This window comes from Peribacillus sp. NJ11, from assembly GCF_030348405.1.
Lineage (GTDB): Bacteria > Bacillota > Bacilli > Bacillales > DSM-1321 > Peribacillus.
In genome coordinates this window covers 5,137,828-5,156,395 of record NZ_JAUCFO010000001.1, presented here as the reverse complement: position 1 = coordinate 5,156,395, position 18,568 = coordinate 5,137,828, and the positions used below count along the sequence as shown (strand labels likewise).

At 38.8% G+C, this 18,568-nt stretch carries 18 protein-coding genes; 8 read left to right on the top strand and 10 right to left on the bottom strand.

Annotation, left to right across the window (positions count from 1 at the left end):
• Nucleotides 1-68: 68 nt before the first annotated feature.
• On the bottom strand, nt 69-404 hold the full coding sequence (locus tag QUF86_RS25195) for a DUF3905 domain-containing protein (protein ID WP_289317329.1): 336 nt from the start codon (nt 402-404) through the stop codon (nt 69-71).
• 123 nt (nt 405-527) lie between these two features.
• On the opposite strand from QUF86_RS25195, the gene QUF86_RS25190 reads away from it, so the two are divergent.
• Together QUF86_RS25190 and QUF86_RS25185 are read left to right on the top strand one after the other, a co-directional pair.
• Nucleotides 528-686: a hypothetical protein gene (locus QUF86_RS25190; RefSeq protein ID WP_185148035.1), complete on the top strand. Its 159-nt coding sequence runs from the start codon at nt 528-530 to the stop codon at nt 684-686.
• The gene (locus QUF86_RS25185) at nt 686-829 is read left to right on the top strand and encodes a hypothetical protein (RefSeq protein WP_289317328.1); all 144 of its coding nucleotides are present in this window, start codon (nt 686-688) and stop codon (nt 827-829) included. The genes QUF86_RS25190 and QUF86_RS25185 overlap by 1 nt, the downstream gene beginning before the upstream one ends.
• A gap of 45 nt (nt 830-874) precedes the next feature.
• Here the strand turns inward: QUF86_RS25185 and QUF86_RS25180 are convergent, their stop codons facing one another.
• Together QUF86_RS25180 and QUF86_RS25175 are read right to left on the bottom strand one after the other, a co-directional pair.
• Nucleotides 875-2,635 (bottom strand): B12-binding domain-containing radical SAM protein, encoded by a 1,761-nt coding sequence (locus QUF86_RS25180; RefSeq protein ID WP_289336294.1) that lies wholly within the window; start codon nt 2,633-2,635, stop codon nt 875-877.
• A gap of 203 nt (nt 2,636-2,838) precedes the next feature.
• A complete protein-coding gene (locus tag QUF86_RS25175) occupies nt 2,839-3,864 on the bottom strand; it encodes an acyltransferase family protein (RefSeq protein ID WP_289317326.1) in 1,026 nt (341 codons plus the stop codon).
• A 278-nt stretch (nt 3,865-4,142) separates the two neighbouring features.
• Between QUF86_RS25175 and QUF86_RS25170 the strand changes: the two genes are divergently transcribed.
• Both QUF86_RS25170 and QUF86_RS25165 read left to right on the top strand, forming a co-directional pair.
• Nucleotides 4,143-6,302 carry a PAS domain-containing sensor histidine kinase gene (locus QUF86_RS25170; RefSeq protein WP_289317325.1) on the top strand — a complete coding sequence of 720 codons (2,160 nt, stop codon included), beginning with the start codon at nt 4,143-4,145 and terminating at the stop codon, nt 6,300-6,302.
• A 509-nt stretch (nt 6,303-6,811) separates the two neighbouring features.
• Nucleotides 6,812-7,054 carry an aspartyl-phosphate phosphatase Spo0E family protein gene (locus QUF86_RS25165; RefSeq protein ID WP_289317324.1) on the top strand — a complete coding sequence of 81 codons (243 nt, stop codon included), beginning with the start codon at nt 6,812-6,814 and terminating at the stop codon, nt 7,052-7,054.
• 332 nt (nt 7,055-7,386) lie between these two features.
• Here the strand turns inward: QUF86_RS25165 and QUF86_RS25160 are convergent, their stop codons facing one another.
• The 3 genes from QUF86_RS25160 to QUF86_RS25150 form a co-directional block, all read right to left on the bottom strand.
• On the bottom strand, nt 7,387-8,118 hold the full coding sequence (locus tag QUF86_RS25160) for a ZIP family metal transporter (RefSeq protein WP_289317323.1): 732 nt from the start codon (nt 8,116-8,118) through the stop codon (nt 7,387-7,389).
• A gap of 135 nt (nt 8,119-8,253) precedes the next feature.
• Complete coding sequence (locus QUF86_RS25155; RefSeq protein ID WP_289336016.1) at nt 8,254-9,477, bottom strand: MFS transporter; 1,224 nt, start codon at nt 9,475-9,477, stop codon at nt 8,254-8,256.
• 107 nt (nt 9,478-9,584) lie between these two features.
• Nucleotides 9,585-11,111, bottom strand: coding sequence for a PAS domain-containing sensor histidine kinase (locus tag QUF86_RS25150; RefSeq protein ID WP_289336015.1), 1,527 nt, complete (start codon nt 11,109-11,111; stop codon nt 9,585-9,587).
• A 156-nt stretch (nt 11,112-11,267) separates the two neighbouring features.
• Between QUF86_RS25150 and QUF86_RS25145 the strand changes: the two genes are divergently transcribed.
• The 3 genes from QUF86_RS25145 (at nt 11,268) to QUF86_RS25135 (ending at nt 14,970) form a co-directional block, all read left to right on the top strand.
• Nucleotides 11,268-11,705, top strand: a complete 438-nt coding sequence (locus QUF86_RS25145; RefSeq protein ID WP_289317320.1) for a MarR family winged helix-turn-helix transcriptional regulator — start codon at nt 11,268-11,270, stop codon at nt 11,703-11,705.
• Nucleotides 11,706-11,929: 224 nt separating this feature from the next.
• Nucleotides 11,930-13,624 carry a M3 family oligoendopeptidase gene (locus tag QUF86_RS25140; protein ID WP_289336014.1) on the top strand — a complete coding sequence of 565 codons (1,695 nt, stop codon included), beginning with the start codon at nt 11,930-11,932 and terminating at the stop codon, nt 13,622-13,624.
• A 302-nt stretch (nt 13,625-13,926) separates the two neighbouring features.
• A complete protein-coding gene (locus tag QUF86_RS25135; RefSeq protein ID WP_289336013.1) occupies nt 13,927-14,970 on the top strand; it encodes a YkvI family membrane protein in 1,044 nt (347 codons plus the stop codon).
• Between the two features lie 44 nt (nt 14,971-15,014).
• Here the strand turns inward: QUF86_RS25135 and QUF86_RS25130 are convergent, their stop codons facing one another.
• Together QUF86_RS25130 and QUF86_RS25125 are read right to left on the bottom strand one after the other, a co-directional pair.
• Entirely contained in the window at nt 15,015-15,641 is a 627-nt protein-coding gene (locus QUF86_RS25130; protein ID WP_289336012.1) for a hypothetical protein, read from the bottom strand.
• Between the two features lie 205 nt (nt 15,642-15,846).
• Complete coding sequence (locus QUF86_RS25125) at nt 15,847-16,023, bottom strand: YkvS family protein (protein WP_064505160.1); 177 nt, start codon at nt 16,021-16,023, stop codon at nt 15,847-15,849.
• 455 nt (nt 16,024-16,478) lie between these two features.
• On the opposite strand from QUF86_RS25125, the gene QUF86_RS25120 reads away from it, so the two are divergent.
• Complete coding sequence (locus QUF86_RS25120; RefSeq protein ID WP_289317316.1) at nt 16,479-16,673, top strand: hypothetical protein; 195 nt, start codon at nt 16,479-16,481, stop codon at nt 16,671-16,673.
• A gap of 47 nt (nt 16,674-16,720) precedes the next feature.
• Here the strand turns inward: QUF86_RS25120 and QUF86_RS25115 are convergent, their stop codons facing one another.
• Complete coding sequence (locus QUF86_RS25115; RefSeq protein ID WP_289336011.1) at nt 16,721-17,215, bottom strand: sigma-70 family RNA polymerase sigma factor; 495 nt, start codon at nt 17,213-17,215, stop codon at nt 16,721-16,723.
• Between the two features lie 473 nt (nt 17,216-17,688).
• Complete coding sequence (locus tag QUF86_RS25110; protein WP_289336010.1) at nt 17,689-18,513, bottom strand: thermonuclease family protein; 825 nt, start codon at nt 18,511-18,513, stop codon at nt 17,689-17,691.
• Nucleotides 18,514-18,568: the final 55 nt, after the last annotated feature.

Sequence of the window (18,568 nt, the reverse complement as noted above, 5' to 3'; positions counted from 1 at the left end):
GTAAGGGGTGTATACCTAAGCGATACACCCCTTGGCTAATAAGGGGATTTCACTTCCTTAAGAACCACTCAATCCGTTTCAACGCTAACATCTTTATCAGGATGCATAAAGAGAGGTTGCGGCGCTCTTTTAGCCTCTAACAGTTCACGGTTTTCGGTTGAATTCCAGCCTATATCATTGGTGGGGTGTATCCATTCGTCTCCAGCCATGATTTCCGGGTCGGTATCTTCGCTCCAATTTTCGAGTGGTGAGTTTTCAGATGCATATTTACTGTCTCCGATGACGACTCCGTAATCATTGACGAATGGAGCTTGTGGTTTTATGCCGGTTCCTTTAAAGCTTGGTGCATTAATTTGGTGGGGTTGTGTATCGTCGACAATTGGTGAATCCAATTTCTTCTTCATATAGTATCTCCCTTTTCGTTTTACGGTTATTTTTCTCGTCTGTCCCTATATTATCCCTGAATAATTTTCGGCTGTTTTACCCCATTCTAAAAATGTAAACTATATTAAAAGGGGTGGATGAAAATGAAAAGGAAAGCCAATGTCGATGGTGCTGTCAAAGCAAGCAAAACGCCAAAAAGGAACCAAGCTGAAAATGAGTTTTCCAATGAGTTCGCATTAGAGGAAAACCCAATGAAAGGTGCTAACCGCAATTCGAAGCAAGGCAGAAAAGGAAGAAGTTAATGGATAATGAAAAACGGAACTCACAGGAAAAGATAGGGGAACATGTACGGACTGAATTTGGAATCGAATTCAGTGGCGATATGAACGCGACCAAAATTTATGAAATATTGGCAAAAGAAAATAAAAAACGTGATAATAAATAAAAAAATAAAAAAGGACGGGCCCATTACTGGGGTCCGTCCTTATCTTTAAAAAATGATGCTTCCGGATTTTGAGAGTGGGAAGACGATTGAGCCCTTACCACTCGGATCAAAATAGGCAAGCATGATCGATGGTTTCTCGACGATTGTCCCCTCCGATAAATACATTTCCAAATCAAAGGGAAGTGCCTCGAGCAAGGTGTGTTTGTGTATTTCTTTTTCATTAAGTGCCAAAGCGGTGAAAGAGGATCCAAGCTGATCAGGCTTATTCAGGATATCTTCATAAATCTCTTTCCGGCCATGTTTATCAAGTGAAGCTTCCCACCAAGGTTTACGTGGTTTGTATTTTTGATTCAAGAAATAATCCAATTTCATGAGTCCGATTATGTTTTTCAGTTCAGCAGATTCGCGGGAAGCCAAAAACTGCTGTAAACGTCTGAATAAGTCTTCAAGCTGATGTCCGATTCGTGACCAGCCTTGTTGATCCCAATAGGTACCGAAATCTTGAAAGAAGTCGAATGGTGATTGAAATACCGTTTTGACCAGATATTCCGTGGTATGATCCATTCTATGATCGTTCCAATATTTTTCAAGGACATCTTCAACTTGTTTAATGCGGACAATATCATCGAAGGATAATACATTATTTCCTAGGATTTCGTAGGGAGCATGATCACTATATATATATTGGTGTTCATCGGCACGTATCCTTAAGCCTGTACCACGGAGCATCTTTAAGAAGCCAAGCTGCATCTCTTCGGGTCTGAGCTCGAAGACATCATTGAAGGTCTTTCTAAAGGAATGGTAATCTTCTTCAGGCAAACCGGCAATCAGGTCTAAATGCTGATCAATTTTCTGCCCTTCTTTAACCATTGTGACGGTTCGCGTCAGTTTTTCGAAATTTTGCCTTCTCATAACCAGATCATTCGTATGGTCATTCGTTGATTGTACCCCGATTTCAAAGCGGAACAATCCTGCAGGCGCATTATCGTTCAAGAACTGGATAACTTCCGGACGCATGATGTCCGCAGTGATTTCAAACTGGAATACCACACCGGGCAGATGTTCATCAATTAGGAATTGAAACATTTCCATGGCATAGCTTCGGCTGATATTGAAGGTTCGGTCAACGAACTTAATGGTCTTTGCACCATTAGCCATAAGGTATCTGATATCTTCTTTAATCTTTTCACGATCAAAATACCTGACACCCACTTCAATCGATGAGAGACAAAATTGGCAGCTGAATGGGCACCCTCGACTAGTTTCGATATAGGTGACACGTTTAGATAGATCACTACGGTCTTCCTCCAAACGGTATGGTGTAGGCAGCGATTTCAAATCAACCTTGCCGTTCTGAGGCTGGATGATTTTTTTTCCGTCCTGTCGATACGCAATGCCGCCGACCTTTTTATAGTCGTTCGCACCTTCAATTTCAGATAATAGAGCCTTAAAGGTGACTTCACCTTCTCCAATTACGATAAAATCAGCCCCGGGGATCTGATCAAGCCATTCACTAACATCATATGTGACTTCAGGTCCGCCGAGAATGATAACCAATTCTGGATTGATCTTCTTCAGCATGGCTACAACTTTCATTGTTTCCTCGATGTTCCAAATATAACAACTGAATCCTATGACATCAGGTTTTTTGGAATAAAGGTCACCAACGATGTTCATGATTGGATCTTTGATCGTATATTCTGCCAGCTGTACATCATAATCTGGCTGGGCATAAGCCTTTAAATAGCGAATGGATAGCGATGTATGGATATATTTTGCGTTAAGAGTACTGATAATTATATTCATGTTAAAGGGCGTAAAAGAAACGCCTGGCTCCTTTCGTGTACATGTCTTTTTAAGCCAACAAGCACCAACTAGTAATTTTACCATAGCGTGCTGCATTTGAAAAATGAGTTATTGGTAAGAAGGGAAATCTTTTCAGCTTGAGAAACGAAATGGAATTGTTTTTAAAAAACGGATAAAGCAGAAAATGCTTTATCCGTTTTCTTTCAAAATGCTTGTTTTATATACTCTTTTGTTTTAGACATGAAACGTTTTGGTTTGGTCGCCTTCAACTCGATGATCGGCTGGGCCATTGTAGCGATCATTTCGCTTGACAATAACACGGTGATCAAGAAAGAGAGGCCGGCGAGCATGATAAAGCTCTCTTTGTTGCTGAAGTAGTCTTGTATGGTGCTTTCCCTGAAGAAACGGATGAAGAATCCGTGCAACAGATACACATATAGGGTTTGTTTACCCCAATTCGTAAAGAAATATTGTCCGCGCGGGATGAATGAAAGGAAGCTGAACACTGAAATTATGCTCAATCCATAAAATCCGAGGCGTTTAAACATGGATATGATTGTCGCGTCTTCAAGCTCGGCATATGGTTTCGAACCGAGCAGCCATTTATAATTGATATCTGTATTTAAATAAAACCCGATAAAAATCACTATCATGACACTAAGTGAAGCAAAACGAACCTTGGGTGTGAATAGCTTTTTTAAATGGTCCTTGCTTAAATGGTACCCGATTAAAAACATCGGGAAAAAAACGAATGTCCTCGAGAGACTAAGGTAATTGGAGATATGGTCAATATACCCAATCAATAATGCGATTAAAATGGATAAACCTATGCCTATTGATGGCTTTAGCTTTGAAAAACCAAGTAGCATTATGTTCCAACAGAATAAACTGATCAAGAACCAAAGCGACCATTGGGGATCAAGCAAATCTACAGTGATTGCAGAGCGTTCATATAAGAAATAATAGTAAACGGTATATATCAATTGGAAAATGAGGTAAGGTAAAATCAGTTTTTTTGTAATTTTTGCTAAATATCCTTTTTGATAAAAGCCTTTTGCAAAGAACCCTGAAACAAGGATAAAGGCAGGCATGTGAAAGGAATAAATGGTTTTATATATAGCGTAAATCGTTTCACTGTCATGTATATACGTATTCAGCAAATGTCCAAAGACGACAAAAGCCATTAGAATGAACTTGGCGTTATCGAAGAAAAAATCACGTTGTTTCATAGTTGCCTCCATTTAATGAATTTTTAAGGTAGCTAGAAAGCATTGTTATTCCTTATACCCTAATTACGTAGTATTAAATCAATATTTATTAAATTTAGTATAATAGCCTTAAATTAAGCTTAACGCGAAGTTTTAAATGATTCAACATACTATAATTTGACATATAGGATAATTTTGGATTTAGATGATTGCATCGATTTTCGAAATTACCGAGGAAAATCAAGATGGGTGTCGAATAAAAAGATTGGTAAGGATGGGTTTTGATAAGGGGTGTCAATATGAATATCGACTACGAGAATGAAACGGAATATAAACAGGAAATTTTAAAATTGAATAAGCAGATCGAAGGGTTTTTGAACATTTTCAATTCAATGTCAGAGCCTTTTATTAGGGTTGATGAGGAACTAAGGCTCACATATGTCAATGATGCGGCATGTGCCCTGCTGGAAACATCTAAAGATCAGCTGGCGTCCATGAAGATAACTGATTTTCTCGAGGTCATCCCTATAAATAATCAGGATGAGTCCGGTTCCCCCAAAAAACCGATTGACAGTGAAAGGCAGATGATCCAGCTTCATACCGGAGCCCTTAAACAAATAGAGTTTATGAGTATGGGGGCTCCTTCCGAAGGACAGCAATTTTATCGTTTGGCGGATGTGACATTGGAGGTTTCTTCGTCCCGGGAAACAATAATGTCAAGGCAGATGTTTTTGGACATTTTTGATACGGCCATAGAAAGCATCATACTATTCGACAGTTCAGGAATAATCATGGAAGTGAACCATGCCTTTATTCATATCATGGGCATCCCGAAAAAAGAGATTGTTGGAATGAATATGAGGGACCTCATTTCACCAGATTATAAGGCATATTGGGACGAGAGCATACAAAGGGCCTTTGTTGAGTCGAACTTCAAAGGTGAGGTAGAGATAATGATCGGGGATGAACTCCATCATTTTACTTTTTCCATAAGTTCAACAGTAGGAAATGAATTATACATGTCGGTACTTCGAAGAATTACAGAATCAAATTTAATAGAAAAGAAGTTAGAGACGAGCGAACGGATTTTTGCGGAATTATTCGACCAGTCCATGGATGCGATCATATTCTGGAATGATGACGGAATCATTTTTCGTGTCAATCAATCAGCATGTAAAATTTTTGAATCCAGCAGAAAGGAATTGATAGGCAGCTATATCTGGAAATACGTGTACAGCAACAACCATCATTTTGGGCAGATGATGGAAACGTTTGAAAGGGACACCCAAGTGAGGGGGGAACTTATTTATAAAATGCCGAATCACCAAATAAAATTACTTGAATTGACTGCCAAAAAACATGAAGGTGATGGGTATAACGTAACAATCTTTCGAAATGTCAGTGAGCGCTGGCTGATTGAGAAGGAATTAAGGGATAGTGAGAAGAAATTCAGGAAGATTTTTGAGGGAACATTAGACGGCTTGATATTATGGAACAATGAAGGGTTCACCGATATTAATGAAGCGGGTCAGAAGATATTGGAAATATCGAAGCGCAAACTGCTATCTTTATCTGTTAAGGAATTCATCGAGAAAATCCCTGAAAATGCTCCTGCCTTAAACGGGCATATTGAAAATGTTTACAAGCATGAGGTCTACTCATCCATCATTCCAATAACATTCGAAGATGGAAGAGTTAAGCATATTGAATTTTTAACCAGGAAAAATTTATATTCGAACCTGAATCTGAGTATTTTCCGTGATGTGAGTAAAAATCTCGAAATGCAGGAACAGATCCGAAAATCGGATACTTTGAATGTCGTTGGCGAACTGGCGGCAGGGATTGCTCACGAAATCAGGAATCCAATGACTGCATTAAAAGGGTTTATCCAGTTGCTTGAGGATGGCGTCAAGGGGGAATTTTCCACATATTTTCATGTGATTACATCTGAAATTAAGCGAATCGAAACAATTATCACGGAATTTTTGGTACTGGCAAAGCCACAGGCACTTAAAATTTTCAAACAGGATGTTCATACCATTTTGAGGGAGACACTGGAATTACTGGCCGCTCAGGCCCTGCTGGAAAATATTCAATTCGAGACAGACTTCGAAGAAGATGAGTTTAAGGTTTTATGTGAAGCGAACCAGTTAAAGCAAGTGTTCATCAACATCATCAAAAATGCATTGGAAGTCATGCCGGATGGCGGATCTGTTCATATTAAAACAATCCGATTTTCAGAGAAATATGTTTGTATTTCAATTACCGATCAAGGCATGGGGATCTCAACGGAAATGCTGAAAAAATTAGGTGAACCTTTTTATACGACGAAGGACAAGGGAACCGGACTGGGGCTTATGGTCAGCTATAAAATCATTGAAGAGCACAATGGCTATATAGAAGTGGAAAGCGAAGTGGATAAAGGGACGAGCTTTCATATTTATTTGCCATTCGAGTAATGAAGATAAGTGGAGGGAATATTCTAGACTTTCGCTCAGCAATCAGAAAGCATGCAAAATTCTTTTAGTAAATGGGGGGATCCTTATTCAATGGATTCCTTTTTTTTGCTTCCATTTTATATCATTTTCATCTTGGAATCACAATTGACGTTGTACTATCGAAAAAATATTGCGCTAATTAAAGGGATATTCCATCTTTTTATTCATTGATAAATTTGTCCTTGTTTGCTAATGTGGTAAACTACCAAAGTGTTTTGAGCGGAAACTAACAATGGAAATAAAATTGAAGACCTTTCGAATCGAATGTTCGGAGCTGGCTTTTTCATATCAAATCATTAAGAGGATAATGGTTCGGAATTTCCGTCATATCCTGTCTGCTGGTGGGTCAGGCTTTATCGCAATTTAAGAAGTTTTGTCTTTTTTTGCGAATCTATTTACATATAAGGCATATTTTGTAATACTTCTTTTTATGATGTAACTTTAAAAGGGCAGGAGTAGTGAATGTAGTTATGAATTCTAAGTGTGCAACGGAAATTTGTTCTGAGATTCGAATGAAGCGTTGGGAAATGATGGAGTTGGCAAAAATGTATGGAATAGGTCATGAGTATACCCTTCGCCAAAGCGAGCAACTTGATAAACTTATAAATGAGTATTTGATCCTTCAACATCATTCTTCAGTGGAAGTGAGAAATAAGCGGGAAGAAATGGTTGTTATTGTACAGAAGCCCTTTAATGATGATTTTACATTTTAAATGGATCTGAATGCATGCATCACTTCTTAAATTAGCGGTAGGGGAGATAAGCACCTTTTGGGTTATTGAACAGGTAGGAAATGAACTTTACAAACATTTGATGAAAACAATTCAAGAAAGATCATATACAAAAGACGATCATTATCTTTTGAATAACTATTGCTTTGAGGTATACATCGAGGGGAGGTCACCAGAAGGTGTCCTTCATGCATCGGGAACGTCAATGTCAAGCGGATTTGTTTAGAAGCAGGAATTTAACTGAATGTATTACACTGATTAATAAAAAGTAAGGGCTGACTCACTTAATGGAGCCAGCCATGGTCAGGTCTGGATTACAAAATTTCCAATAATATTACCATGAACAAAAGACCGACAATGAATGAATAGGTTGAGGTGCGTTCATTACCATCCCCATGGCTTTCAGGAATCAATTCCTTATAAACGATGAAAAGCATGGCTCCCGCAGCGAAAGCTAAGCCGTATGGAACCAGGAACCCAATGTAAGAGGTTAAATAATAACCCAATAAGCCCGTAATTATTTCGATGGTACCGGTCAAGGTTGCTATCAGGAACGCTGTGAATTTACCGATTTTTTGATTAATTAAAAACAAGGCGACAAGTAACCCTTCCGGGGCATTTTGCAGGCCGATGGCAAAAGCGATCAAGTTACCTGTATCAGCTGTATCCGAGGCGTAACTGACACCTACAGAAAGACCCTCAGGGATATTATGGAGCGTAATGGCAGTGATGATCAGCAAAGCCTTTTCATCGAACTGAATACCACTTTTCGTATGGCTGAGATCGATATGCGGAATGTTTTTTTCCATGATCGTTAATGTCATTACCCCGAGAAAAACCCCAATGACAAGCTGAGTATACCCTCCGGTGGCTAAAGACTCCGGAATCAAGCTCAATAACGAAGCAGCCATCATGATACCAGCGGTAAATGCCAGCAGCGTGTCTCTGAAACGATGTGTGATTGAACCTTGAATGAACAAGATTGGTAACGCACCGAACCCTGTAGACATAGCTGATAGGATGCTGCCTAATAAAACTCCACTCATATATTTCTCCTTTGTATGGTACTTATCATTACTTATTTGTAAACCTTTGGGCGAAACAATAATTTATTGTATTTAGATGATAAAAAATAGGTTCCAGGAAAAAACCATTTTGAAGTCATGCATGTCTTCTGCGAATCATTCTTGTGCATACCATTTTTTCAATGTTAGATCAGTCGGCAGCAATATGCTGATGATCCCAAGCAATGGCAGGAATCCCACTATCTTAATCATGGATTCGATTCCGATTATATCTGCGATGGCACCCAATGAAACGGATCCAATGGCACCCATTCCAAAGGCTAAGCCTACAGTCAAGCCGGCCATGGTTCCGACTTTTCCCGGGACCAATTCCTGTGCGTATATTACAGTGACAGAAAAACTGCTCATTATAATGAATCCCGCCATCAATAATAAGATAAAAGCGGCTGTAGGAGGTACGAATGGTAAAAGTGCGGTTATTGGCATGCTTGCAGCGAAAGAAAAGAAAATTACATTTTTACGACCGAATCTATCCGCAAGCGGGCCACCGAAAAACGTACCTACAGCTCCAGCAGCTAAAAAGGCAAATAGGAAAATCTGAGCGGATTTTATCGTGAATGAATGCTGCTCGATCAAATAAAAACTATAAAAGTTCGTCATGCAAGATACATACCAGGAACGGGCAAAAATAATGAATAAAATTAATACCAAGGCTTTGGCCACTTTATGGGACCGTTCTTTATTGATTACTTTTGCAGCAAGCTTTTTAGGCTGGAAGTGAACTAATTTTTGAGAATACCACTTGGCAATATACAGCAATAGGATAACGGCCGTTAAGGCAACCAAGGCAAACCAGAGTGCGCCTTTTTGACCGAAAGGAACAAGTACGATGGCTGTGATGAGTGGGGCAAGGGCTTGCCCGCTATTCCCGCCAACCTGATAAATTGATTGCGCCAGGCCTCTCTTAGGGCCGCCTGCCATGTAGGCAACCCTAGAACCTTCCGGATGGAAAATGGCTGACCCAAAGCCCATCAAGATGACTGCACCAAGGATAACAGTATAGTTTGGGGCAATTGCAAGTATGATGACGCCTATTAAAGTACTGGTCAATCCAATGGGCAATGCATAGGGAAGGGGCTTTTTATCTGTATAGAACCCAACTGCCGGCTGCAGAAGGGATGAGACGATATTCAGGCAGAATGCAATCATCCCCAGCTGTGTATACGTTAGCGACATTGATTTCTCCAGGATTGGGAACATGGCCGGAACTACGGCCTGAAGTGAATCATTCATTAAATGGCAGATGCCTATGATGATCATGATTTTCAGAGTCATATCTTGTTTTTGCGGGTTTGGTTTAATGGCAGCGATACTTCCCATATGTATATTTCCTTCTTCCTGATTAAGAATTTTATCTATTCCATAAATAGATTCATTAAGTATGTCCCGTATGCATGACACCCTTATAAAATAATCGGAATCGTTCTCTAGTCTTCATTTTTAAAAATTAAACCCTTCAATGGTTGGTCTTTTATTAAAGGTAAGCTGATTGTAACGGTTGTACCGTTTATAGGTTTACTTGAAAACTCGATGGTTCCGTTAAAAGATTCAATTATTCGTTTACACACGAATAGCCCTAATCCGGTTCCTTCCTTTTTCGATGTATAAAAGGGATCGAAGACCTTACCGATATCTTTTTCATTCAGTCCATGACCGTTGTCGATAATTATGATTTTAGCCCATTCATTTTCATGATGAATCCGAATCCTTAACTTTTCCCCAACTTCCATTGCCTCGAAACCGTTTTTGGCAATGTTGAGAATGACTTGTTTGAGTTGGTCCTTTGTACAATGAACCATGATCGGTTCCTTTACGATGTTCCATTCCACTTCTATATTGAAGTGACGTGCTTCTGATTCTATTATTGGTCTCAATTCAGCAATGATACTGCGAATATCATATAAGGATAAAGACTGGGTCATGGGTTTCCCTAAAATCAAAAATTCGCTCACTATACTATTGATCCGTTCAATTTCCTTCATGATGACAGAGTAATAAAACTGATCTTGTTCTTCTGGATGTTTTTCAACCAGTAATTGTACCAGCCCCTTTATGCCGGTAAGTGGATTTTTTATTTCATGTGCCGTACTGGCAGCCAATGTGCCGACAAAATCTATTTTTTGCCTATCGTTTAATAACTTTTGGTTTTTGGTATTCCTGCGAACGATCAGTTCCTCCATGACGCTATAGATCATGTGAGTAAAAAGGAAGGTGAAAAAGACAAGTATTAAAAAGAAATTCATGTTATTTGTATTAATCCTGTCGGGCATCTTGACCGAAAGAGTCCAATCCACTTCGGTTAAAGGAACATCCACCCATGTTGAATGTCCAGTGAATTCTTCGGTATTTATATCTAGAATTCGGGTTTTATCGCTTGTTTCCAAGATAAAGGCATGACCAGGGCTGAGTTTTTTTAATGTTTTTTCCATATCATCGAGCCTAATATGTGCCAATAAAAATCCTTGCGCCTTTTTATCATGATCCAGGATGGGAGCAAAAATGGAAATATAATCGAAATCAGGTTTATATGGATCCTTTTTTCCTATAACAACAGCTTTTTGAGTTTTTACTGCAAGCTCAATATCACCCTGTTCAATTAAAGAGTAATGATGGAAATATTTATTCGTCCCTGAGATGGAAACGCCATCCTGATTTAGCCAATATACTCCGGCATACCTGGAATCTGTATCTTTGATCCATTTCATAAGAAGTTCGGTTTTTTTATCATCCATATAAAGAACCGAACTGCTAAGGCTAAGCATCTCAAGGATTTCCTTCGTTTCACTTATAACTTGATCTATGTATTCTTGATAAACGGTTCCCGCCCATTCAGCTTGTTCCTGTCTTTCTTTTTGAATGGAACGTTCTAAATGTGTCCAATAAATGATTGACAAAATAATTAATGGTAAAATAACAATAAGTAGATATGCGGTGAATTTATGCCTTGTTTTCATGTTTGTCACTACTTTAGCTTTTATTTCAAGTATATCAAAATGAGTGATTAAACAATAGTGCATACTAAACAGGGCAGATTGACAAAAAAGTCATAATGTCATATAATAACTTTTAATTCAAGATATTTTAATTAAAAACTTTAAGGTTGTGAAGTTATGGAGAATAATAACATCCAACAGTCTTTGAAACTGTTTATAGTGATGTCTAGAGCACATAGATCTATCAATGATGTGGTAAATAAACATATAGCCGAAGAGGGTTTGAATCCAACTGAGTTTGCAGTACTGGAATTACTTTATCATAAAGGCGATCAGCCTCTTCAGCAAATAGGAGGAAAAATCCTGCTAGCGAGCGGCAGCATTACCTATGTCGTGGATAAACTTGAACAGAAGGATTATCTACAGAGAATAGCATGTAAAGAGGATCGCCGTGTAACCTTTGCAAAAATTACGGAAAAAGGAAAAGCCTTCATTGAAGGGGTATTTCCCGAGCATGAAAAAAGAATCGATGATATCATGAGTGTACTTACGCAAGATGAAAAGGAAACCGTGATAGAATTGCTTAAAAAGATTGGGTATTCCGCTCAAAATTAGCTTAAGAACCAGCACCCGGAGTTTACTGCAGGTGCTGGTTTTTTTATGGCTAATAAAACCTAATTTGTTTCAAGGACATGAAGGTTTTTAATACCGTTGTGGCGAATTAAATTATATTACGATAACCGCTATTAATGAGAATGTGTCTTGAAAGTGATTTCGATTGGTGGATAACATTAATTTGGATTAAAAAATGTCGTTATATCATGAAAAGGAGTGTACATATGAAATTTACTGAGTATGAATATAAACGTCCTGAAATGGATGAGATTAAAACCCGGTTCATGAACGCTTTGGAAAAGTTTACGGATGCTGGAAATGCTGATGAGCAAATAAAAGCCATGGAAGAAATAAATGAAATTCGAAATCATGTAGGTACGATGTTTAATTTGGTATATATTCGACATTCCATTGATACCAATGATGAATTTTATAAAGCGGAGAATGATTATTTAGATGACTTCTCCCCTGAAATGGAAGAATTAACATCAAAATTTTACTATGAACTCGTTCGCTCGAATTATCGTCAGGAGCTTGAGGTGAAATGGGGAAATCAACTATTTGACTTGGCAGAAGCCCAACTTAAAACCTTTTCACCCGAAATCATACCGCAACTGCAAAAAGAAAATAAATTATCGAGTGAATATTCGCAATTAATTGCCTCTGCAAAAATTCACTTTGATGGAAAAGAGCTGACACTTGCCCAGCTTCAGCCTTTTATGGAGTCGGCGGACCGTGAGTTAAGGAAAAATGCAAGTCGGGCATATTACGGTTTCTTTGAAGAAAAGCAGGTGGATTTGGATCGTATATTCGATGAACTTGTCAAGGTGAGGCATGAGATCTCGATAGCGCTAGGCTTTGGAAACTTTGTGGAGCTTGGGTATTATCGAATGACAAGGACTGATTATGATGCTGATATGGCTGCTGCATTCCGCAAGCAGGTTAAAAAGGAAGTGGTACCGCTTGTTACCCGGCTGAAGGGACGTCAGCGCGAACGTCTTGGTTTGGAGAATTTAAACTATTATGATGAGAATTTTCATTTCAAGACTGGTAATGCCGTTCCAAAAGGCCCTGCGGAGTGGATCATCGAAAATGGGAAAAAGATGTACCAAGAGCTCTCGCCTGAAACGAATGAGTTTTTCAATTATATGATAGCTAATGACCTGATGGATCTTGTGGCGAAGAAAGGAAAAGAAAGCGGGGGCTACTGTACTTTTATAGAAGACTATAAAGCTCCATTCATCTTTTCCAATTTCAATGGTACTTCCGGGGATATAGATGTTTTAACGCATGAGGCAGGACATGCGTTCCAAGTATATCGCAGCCGTAATCTCGACATTCCTGAGTATTATTGGCCCACATATGAAGCCTGTGAAATCCATTCGATGAGTATGGAATTCCTAACTTGGCCATGGATGGAGCTATTTTTCAAGGAAGATACGGAAAAGTATAAGTTTTCCCATTTAAGTGGTGCTCTCACATTCCTCCCGTATGGGGTAGCTGTTGATGAATTTCAGCATTTTGTTTATGAAAATCCTGAAGCCTCCCCCCTTGAAAGAAAGCAGGCTTGGCGTAAGATCGAGATGGAATATTTGCCGCATCGTGATTATGAAGGGAATGAATACTTGGAGAACGGCGGGTATTGGCAGCGGCAAAGCCACATTTATCAGTCGCCTTTTTATTATATCGACTATACATTGGCCCAAATTTGCGCTTTCCAATTCTGGAAAAGGTCAGCTGAAAAAGATGAAACGGCTTGGAAGGATTATTTGAATCTGTGTCAACTTGGAGGCAGCAAGTCCTTCCTTGATCTCGTTGAATCTGCGAATCTGAAATCTCCATTTGTTGACGGGACAGTACAGTCGGTCGTTAAGGTGATAGACGAATGGCTTTCCACTGTCGATGATAAAGCATTATAAAAGATAATGTTTTAATGATTCGGTAATCATTTGGATGCTTTAATAAAACGCTTGGGGATTACTCCTTAAGCGTTTTTTAATCTTTCCTACGTTCAGAAGGTTTGGTACAAAAAGCTCTGCTAAAGCCTCACAGAGAAATTCGAAATAGGTGAACAGGGAAATTCAGACCACACAATGATAGGAAAGTTAACTAACTCTTTAATGCCATAAAGTCCAGGGGAAAACAGCCGACAAAAGGAATATTGCTTGGCTTGTCTTAAATGTCTCTTCCTTACATATATATGTAGGGAGGAGGGGAGAGTATGCTGTCAAGGTGGTCAGGGATTTTCCAGATTGCAGCGGTTTATGTAGGAACAGTCGTCGGTGCAGGTTTTGCAACTGGAAAAGAGATTGTCGAGTTTTTTACCCGTTATGGCTTTTATGGCTTTATTGGGATTTTAATAGCAGGTTATATTTTCATTTACACTGGAACTAAAATCATGCTCATTTCCGCAAGGATCAGGGCTTCTTCTTATGAGGAGTTCAATCAATTTCTTTTTGGAAAGAAAATTGCAGGAATCATCAACATCTTTTTCCTTATTATGCTGTTGGGGGTGACGGCTGTCATGATTTCGGGTTCAGGCGCGGTTTTCGAAGAACAACTTGGCGTTCCGAAAAGTATAGGGAGCTGGTCCACGATCATCCTGGCTTCCTTGGTCTTGATGATGGGAATGCGCGGTGTATTCACTGTAAACTCTTTTGTTGTACCAATCATGATCTGTTTCAGTTTGATCCTTTTTTTCTCGACTTTGGGAAATGGAGAGTTCTTCAAGACCCTTACAAAAGTGCCAGATGAAGTGATTACCCTGAAAATGATTTTGTCACCATTTGCCTATACAGCCTTTAACCTGGCCTTGGCACAGGCTGTGCTGGTTCCGGTTGCCTATGAAGTCCGAGATGAGAAGGTCATTAAACATGGTGCAATCCTTGGGGGAATATTCCTGACCATCATTTTATTAACGGGGCATTTTTCACTTATGACACTTCCTGATGTGAATAATTATGAAATTCCTTCGGCGGTTATTATGAGAACGGCAGCCAGCCAGTTATATTGGATGTTCATTTTGGTGATTTACGGGGAGATATTCACTTCGGTCATCGGAAACATATATGGATTACAGAGGCAAATAAGCGGTTATATTAAAATGCCAAGCATGCTGATCATAGCGGTGATTTTTTTAATAGCTTTAATCATAAGTGAATTTGGATATGGAAGGTTATTAGGATATATTTATCCGGTTTTTGGATACATAAGCCTGCTTTTTTTAATGCTTGTCTGGAAAAGCAAGGGAGGGAAGGAGAAATGAAGAACGGGGGGCATGACCTTAGCCCTCCGTACCTGAATGAATGTTCATCCTTTCATCAGCGTCTTAGCCATCTGTAGAAAAGCATCCCGGTAATCCTTATCTTTTTTTGTGAACATAGTTAAGCGGACGGGTGTTTTTTCATCCTTAAGCAATATGGAAGTAATCACATCATCCCCACTTTTCACTTCAAATCCCATGCCGTTCTCGACATCAAGAGCTGGATCCACAATCGTGTCTGAAAGGCTTTTCAGCTGGGCATGAATATTTTTTTCCACTTCATCCCAATTGACATCAGCCGTCAATAATTCGATTCTCATATAAATGGAGTCATCTTCAGTCAGGAACACGATGTCTTTTCCTGGTTCTTCGGCACTTAATTTAAATTGTTGCAAAACATAGAGGCTGAACGGTTGATTATCACTTCTTTTTAAGAACGCTGTTTTTTCTATTGCTTTCCCGTTACTTATATATTGCAGGTTTTGCTCCATCAGTCTTACTTTGTTGTTGTTTCCGTTATTGCCATTATCTCCATGTGAAGAATTGCCTTCGTTCTCCTCGTTAACAGAATTCTCCTGTGGCTGGTCTGCATTTTCGTCTGCGGTCATACCGCAGCCAGTCAGAAGAAAAGCGGCGAATGCGGCACAGCCAATATAACGTGTCCAACTAGTCATGTCATTTCCCTCGTCTTTCTGATAGAATTCCAATATTCCTATAAAAGATATCACAGCAATCAGACATGCTGGTGATTTCCCCTTTAATAAAATGACGTTATCAATTGAAAATTGTTACAAAAAAGCAGGAACTTAAATTGGAATGATTACTAAAAAGTGAAAACGGAATGGTCATTGAGAAACCATCCCGTTTGATTACATTGAATTATCCTATGATTTTATAATTTTTATGGTTGACGACGGTTTTCTGCTCAAGTTCCAAATCACGATAATTTTCCATATACGTGACGTCCACGATTACTGAGTTCTCGTTCACTTTCTCGACGATTCCTTTTAAGCCTTCTCTAAATTCAATGATATTTCCGACTTCCGCTTTCTTCATGGTAATCATCCTTTCCCATTTCGTTTTACAATGATCAAAAAGTAACTATGGAGTAATTGGATTATTCGAACATCTTGCCGTTTAGATTTTGACGTGGGGAGTGCAAGTAAGAGAATTGGATATCTCTTCTGTCGGTACAGTAAGCTAAACTTTTAAAGGGAGTAGCAATTCTTGTAAAGGAGCAGTAGTGATGAAATGGCACAATTTGGTATATCTTGAAAACGCAGTTATGCGTACCAGTATGTAATCCTATGTACAAAATATGCCAATCATTTTACATTATGATATTTTACTATACAGTTTGCACTATTTTAAAGCATACGTAAAGAAATATGTAGCAAGTGAGCCTCAAAAAATTCTGATTTATATAAAGTGGCATGCTTATGATAAAATGGAAACGGAATTTCTCCTGTCTGATTATGGATAGAATATTTAAAAATTAGGAGGATAATATTATGAATGCTGAAGAAGCGAAAGATGTACTCGATAAACTGGCAAATCGAGAAATGGATGAATTCAGGATAACAAAAGAAGAATTTTTAGCTTTTCGTGAGGTTCTTATAAAAAGGGAAGACTTTAAACATTTCCGGGGGAATGCTCTCCATAACGGTGAAATAATTTATACTTATTTAGAAGAGGCGAGAAGTTAATGGACTGATATTTTAGGGTGGCTCATGAGTGAGCCACCCTATCTTCATTATTTACAATGGGAATCTACTTGCTTCCTTAATTTAATTAAAGCGGCCTTTCTCCATGATTTGACGGCTGCAGCAGTAACTTGATATACCTCAGCAATTTCACTCACTGTTTTATTTTCCAAGTACGTCTGTAAAAGCCAGCGTTGCTGATTCTTTGTCAAGCCTTCCGTATAAGGTAATATATTTTCGATGGGGAAGGCCTCTTCGTGGATTGAAAAAGGATCTTTAATCTCTAGTATGAAGGAATCAAATGGTTCGGTGCAGGTTTCATATTTATGATGATGCTTTAATTCGTTCAGGATTTTGCCTTTGATTACAGTATAGGCATAGTTAGAGAATTGTCCGTATTCCTCATTGAAATTCCCGATTGATTCCCATAAAGCAATCAAACCTACTTGAAAATATTCTTCTTTATTCTTATAGATCGATAGTGAGCGGATAATATGATGGATCATCGGGGTAAATTCAGTCTTTAGAGCTGAGAAATCTTCCATTGAGCAAGCTACCTTTAGAAAGTGCACTTTCATGTATTCCCGGGTGCTTCTACCATAAATAATTCGTTCGGTTATAGCGAAAGGGCATAAGTGAGAAATGTAAGGAAAACACGTTGGTTTTCAGGCGCTGAACCAGAAACTTATTGAAAGGGAAAGGAAGATTCAGAAGTTTGGAGAGTACTTTTGAATATGGGTTTGAATAAATGAAAGACACATCCGAATATTGGATGTGCCGAAACCATACACTCATTCTTTTTTCGATAGATTTATCGCAATTCAATGAATCATCATTTATTTTAAACATCAGCAATAGCTCAAAGTCCACTTTCACATGTAGCTCAAGATGAAAAAAGAGGAAGTGGGGGAGAAAAGCTGAAACAAAATGCTTCATTCCTTTTGTATTTCAATATGTATCCCCCTAAACACTTATGATTGTGATCCAATGTGGGGATGTTGATAAAACCATTGTTTTTTTAACTCTGCGATTTTCGGAATCCAGCTTCCTGTGCGTCTTGTTCGGTACAAAACATTTCTTCCGGTTTAGTTATTTCGTAATATTGGCCCGAAGGAATGTGATATATTTTATTGCCTTTAGAGTTTATATTCCCTTTAATTTCTGGGTTATTGCAAGATGAATTGACAGTGGTTTTTTTCTCTGATTCTTCTCCGGACTTCGAATCATCAAATCCTTTTGAAGTTGCATAGTTTTCAATTGACCAAATCCCGATTTCTTCTTTTTGGGCTTGTTTCTGCATATCTTCCAATTCATCAAGATATTTAGTGTTCGGTGCATAAACATAGGCTACCCTGGCCAGTCCTTTTTCAAGCAGTAGTTTATTCACCATTTTTCCATCAACATAAAAATAGGCCAGCAGCCGGCCATATTTATCTCTTTCACCAATGCCGGTTTCTACTTCCACTTTAGAGCCCTCAGGCATTAAATCCTTGGTGAACTTGCTTGCTTCAGGTCCAAAAGGCTGAACGGGCTTGGAGGGGTGCACGGTTTCTGGGGTATCCACCAAAAGGAGCCTGACCGTTTCTTCATTTCCATTTGGCATTTTGATTTTTACTGTATCTCCATCGACAACCCTGACGATCTCGGCTGTGAATGTCCTGCCTTTCTCTTCTTTGGAAGAATTCGTGCTGGATTGAATATCTTCATTGGACATTGAATCTTCCTGTTTCGATTCATTGATCAAGTTATCTGATGCGGCCTGACAGCCAGTCAAAGTGATCAGACATATGGCAGTCAGGAGAAAAACAGGCAGATAAGAATGTAAAAAGGAATTTCTGTTCATGATAAGTCCTCCATTTTAAAGGTGTTTTCCATGTCCATCATGGATATATTCGGCA

What these genes read in the sequence shown, in the direction of transcription:
- QUF86_RS25190 (WP_185148035.1), top strand. Translation starts at nt 528, where the DNA reads ATGAAAAGGAAAGCCAATGTCGATGGTGCTGTCAAAGCAAGCAAAACG.
- QUF86_RS25155 (WP_289336016.1), bottom strand. Translation starts at nt 9,477, where the DNA reads ATGGGAAGTATCGCTGCCATTAAACCAAACCCGCAAAAACAAGATATG.
- QUF86_RS25195 (WP_289317329.1), bottom strand. Translation starts at nt 404, where the DNA reads ATGAAGAAGAAATTGGATTCACCAATTGTCGACGATACACAACCCCAC.
- QUF86_RS25110 (WP_289336010.1), bottom strand. Translation starts at nt 18,513, where the DNA reads ATGAACAGAAATTCCTTTTTACATTCTTATCTGCCTGTTTTTCTCCTG.
- QUF86_RS25135 (WP_289336013.1), top strand. Translation starts at nt 13,927, where the DNA reads ATGCTGTCAAGGTGGTCAGGGATTTTCCAGATTGCAGCGGTTTATGTA.
- QUF86_RS25125 (WP_064505160.1), bottom strand. Translation starts at nt 16,023, where the DNA reads ATGAAGAAAGCGGAAGTCGGAAATATCATTGAATTTAGAGAAGGCTTA.
- QUF86_RS25165 (WP_289317324.1), top strand. Translation starts at nt 6,812, where the DNA reads ATGAATTCTAAGTGTGCAACGGAAATTTGTTCTGAGATTCGAATGAAG.
- QUF86_RS25175 (WP_289317326.1), bottom strand. Translation starts at nt 3,864, where the DNA reads ATGAAACAACGTGATTTTTTCTTCGATAACGCCAAGTTCATTCTAATG.
- QUF86_RS25180 (WP_289336294.1), bottom strand. Translation starts at nt 2,635, where the DNA reads ATGAATATAATTATCAGTACTCTTAACGCAAAATATATCCATACATCG.
- QUF86_RS25115 (WP_289336011.1), bottom strand. Translation starts at nt 17,215, where the DNA reads ATGGAAGATTTCTCAGCTCTAAAGACTGAATTTACCCCGATGATCCAT.
- QUF86_RS25120 (WP_289317316.1), top strand. Translation starts at nt 16,479, where the DNA reads ATGAATGCTGAAGAAGCGAAAGATGTACTCGATAAACTGGCAAATCGA.
- QUF86_RS25170 (WP_289317325.1), top strand. Translation starts at nt 4,143, where the DNA reads ATGAATATCGACTACGAGAATGAAACGGAATATAAACAGGAAATTTTA.
- QUF86_RS25130 (WP_289336012.1), bottom strand. Translation starts at nt 15,641, where the DNA reads ATGACTAGTTGGACACGTTATATTGGCTGTGCCGCATTCGCCGCTTTT.
- QUF86_RS25160 (WP_289317323.1), bottom strand. Translation starts at nt 8,118, where the DNA reads ATGAGTGGAGTTTTATTAGGCAGCATCCTATCAGCTATGTCTACAGGG.
- QUF86_RS25185 (WP_289317328.1), top strand. Translation starts at nt 686, where the DNA reads ATGGATAATGAAAAACGGAACTCACAGGAAAAGATAGGGGAACATGTA.
- QUF86_RS25145 (WP_289317320.1), top strand. Translation starts at nt 11,268, where the DNA reads ATGGAGAATAATAACATCCAACAGTCTTTGAAACTGTTTATAGTGATG.
- QUF86_RS25150 (WP_289336015.1), bottom strand. Translation starts at nt 11,111, where the DNA reads ATGAAAACAAGGCATAAATTCACCGCATATCTACTTATTGTTATTTTA.
- QUF86_RS25140 (WP_289336014.1), top strand. Translation starts at nt 11,930, where the DNA reads ATGAAATTTACTGAGTATGAATATAAACGTCCTGAAATGGATGAGATT.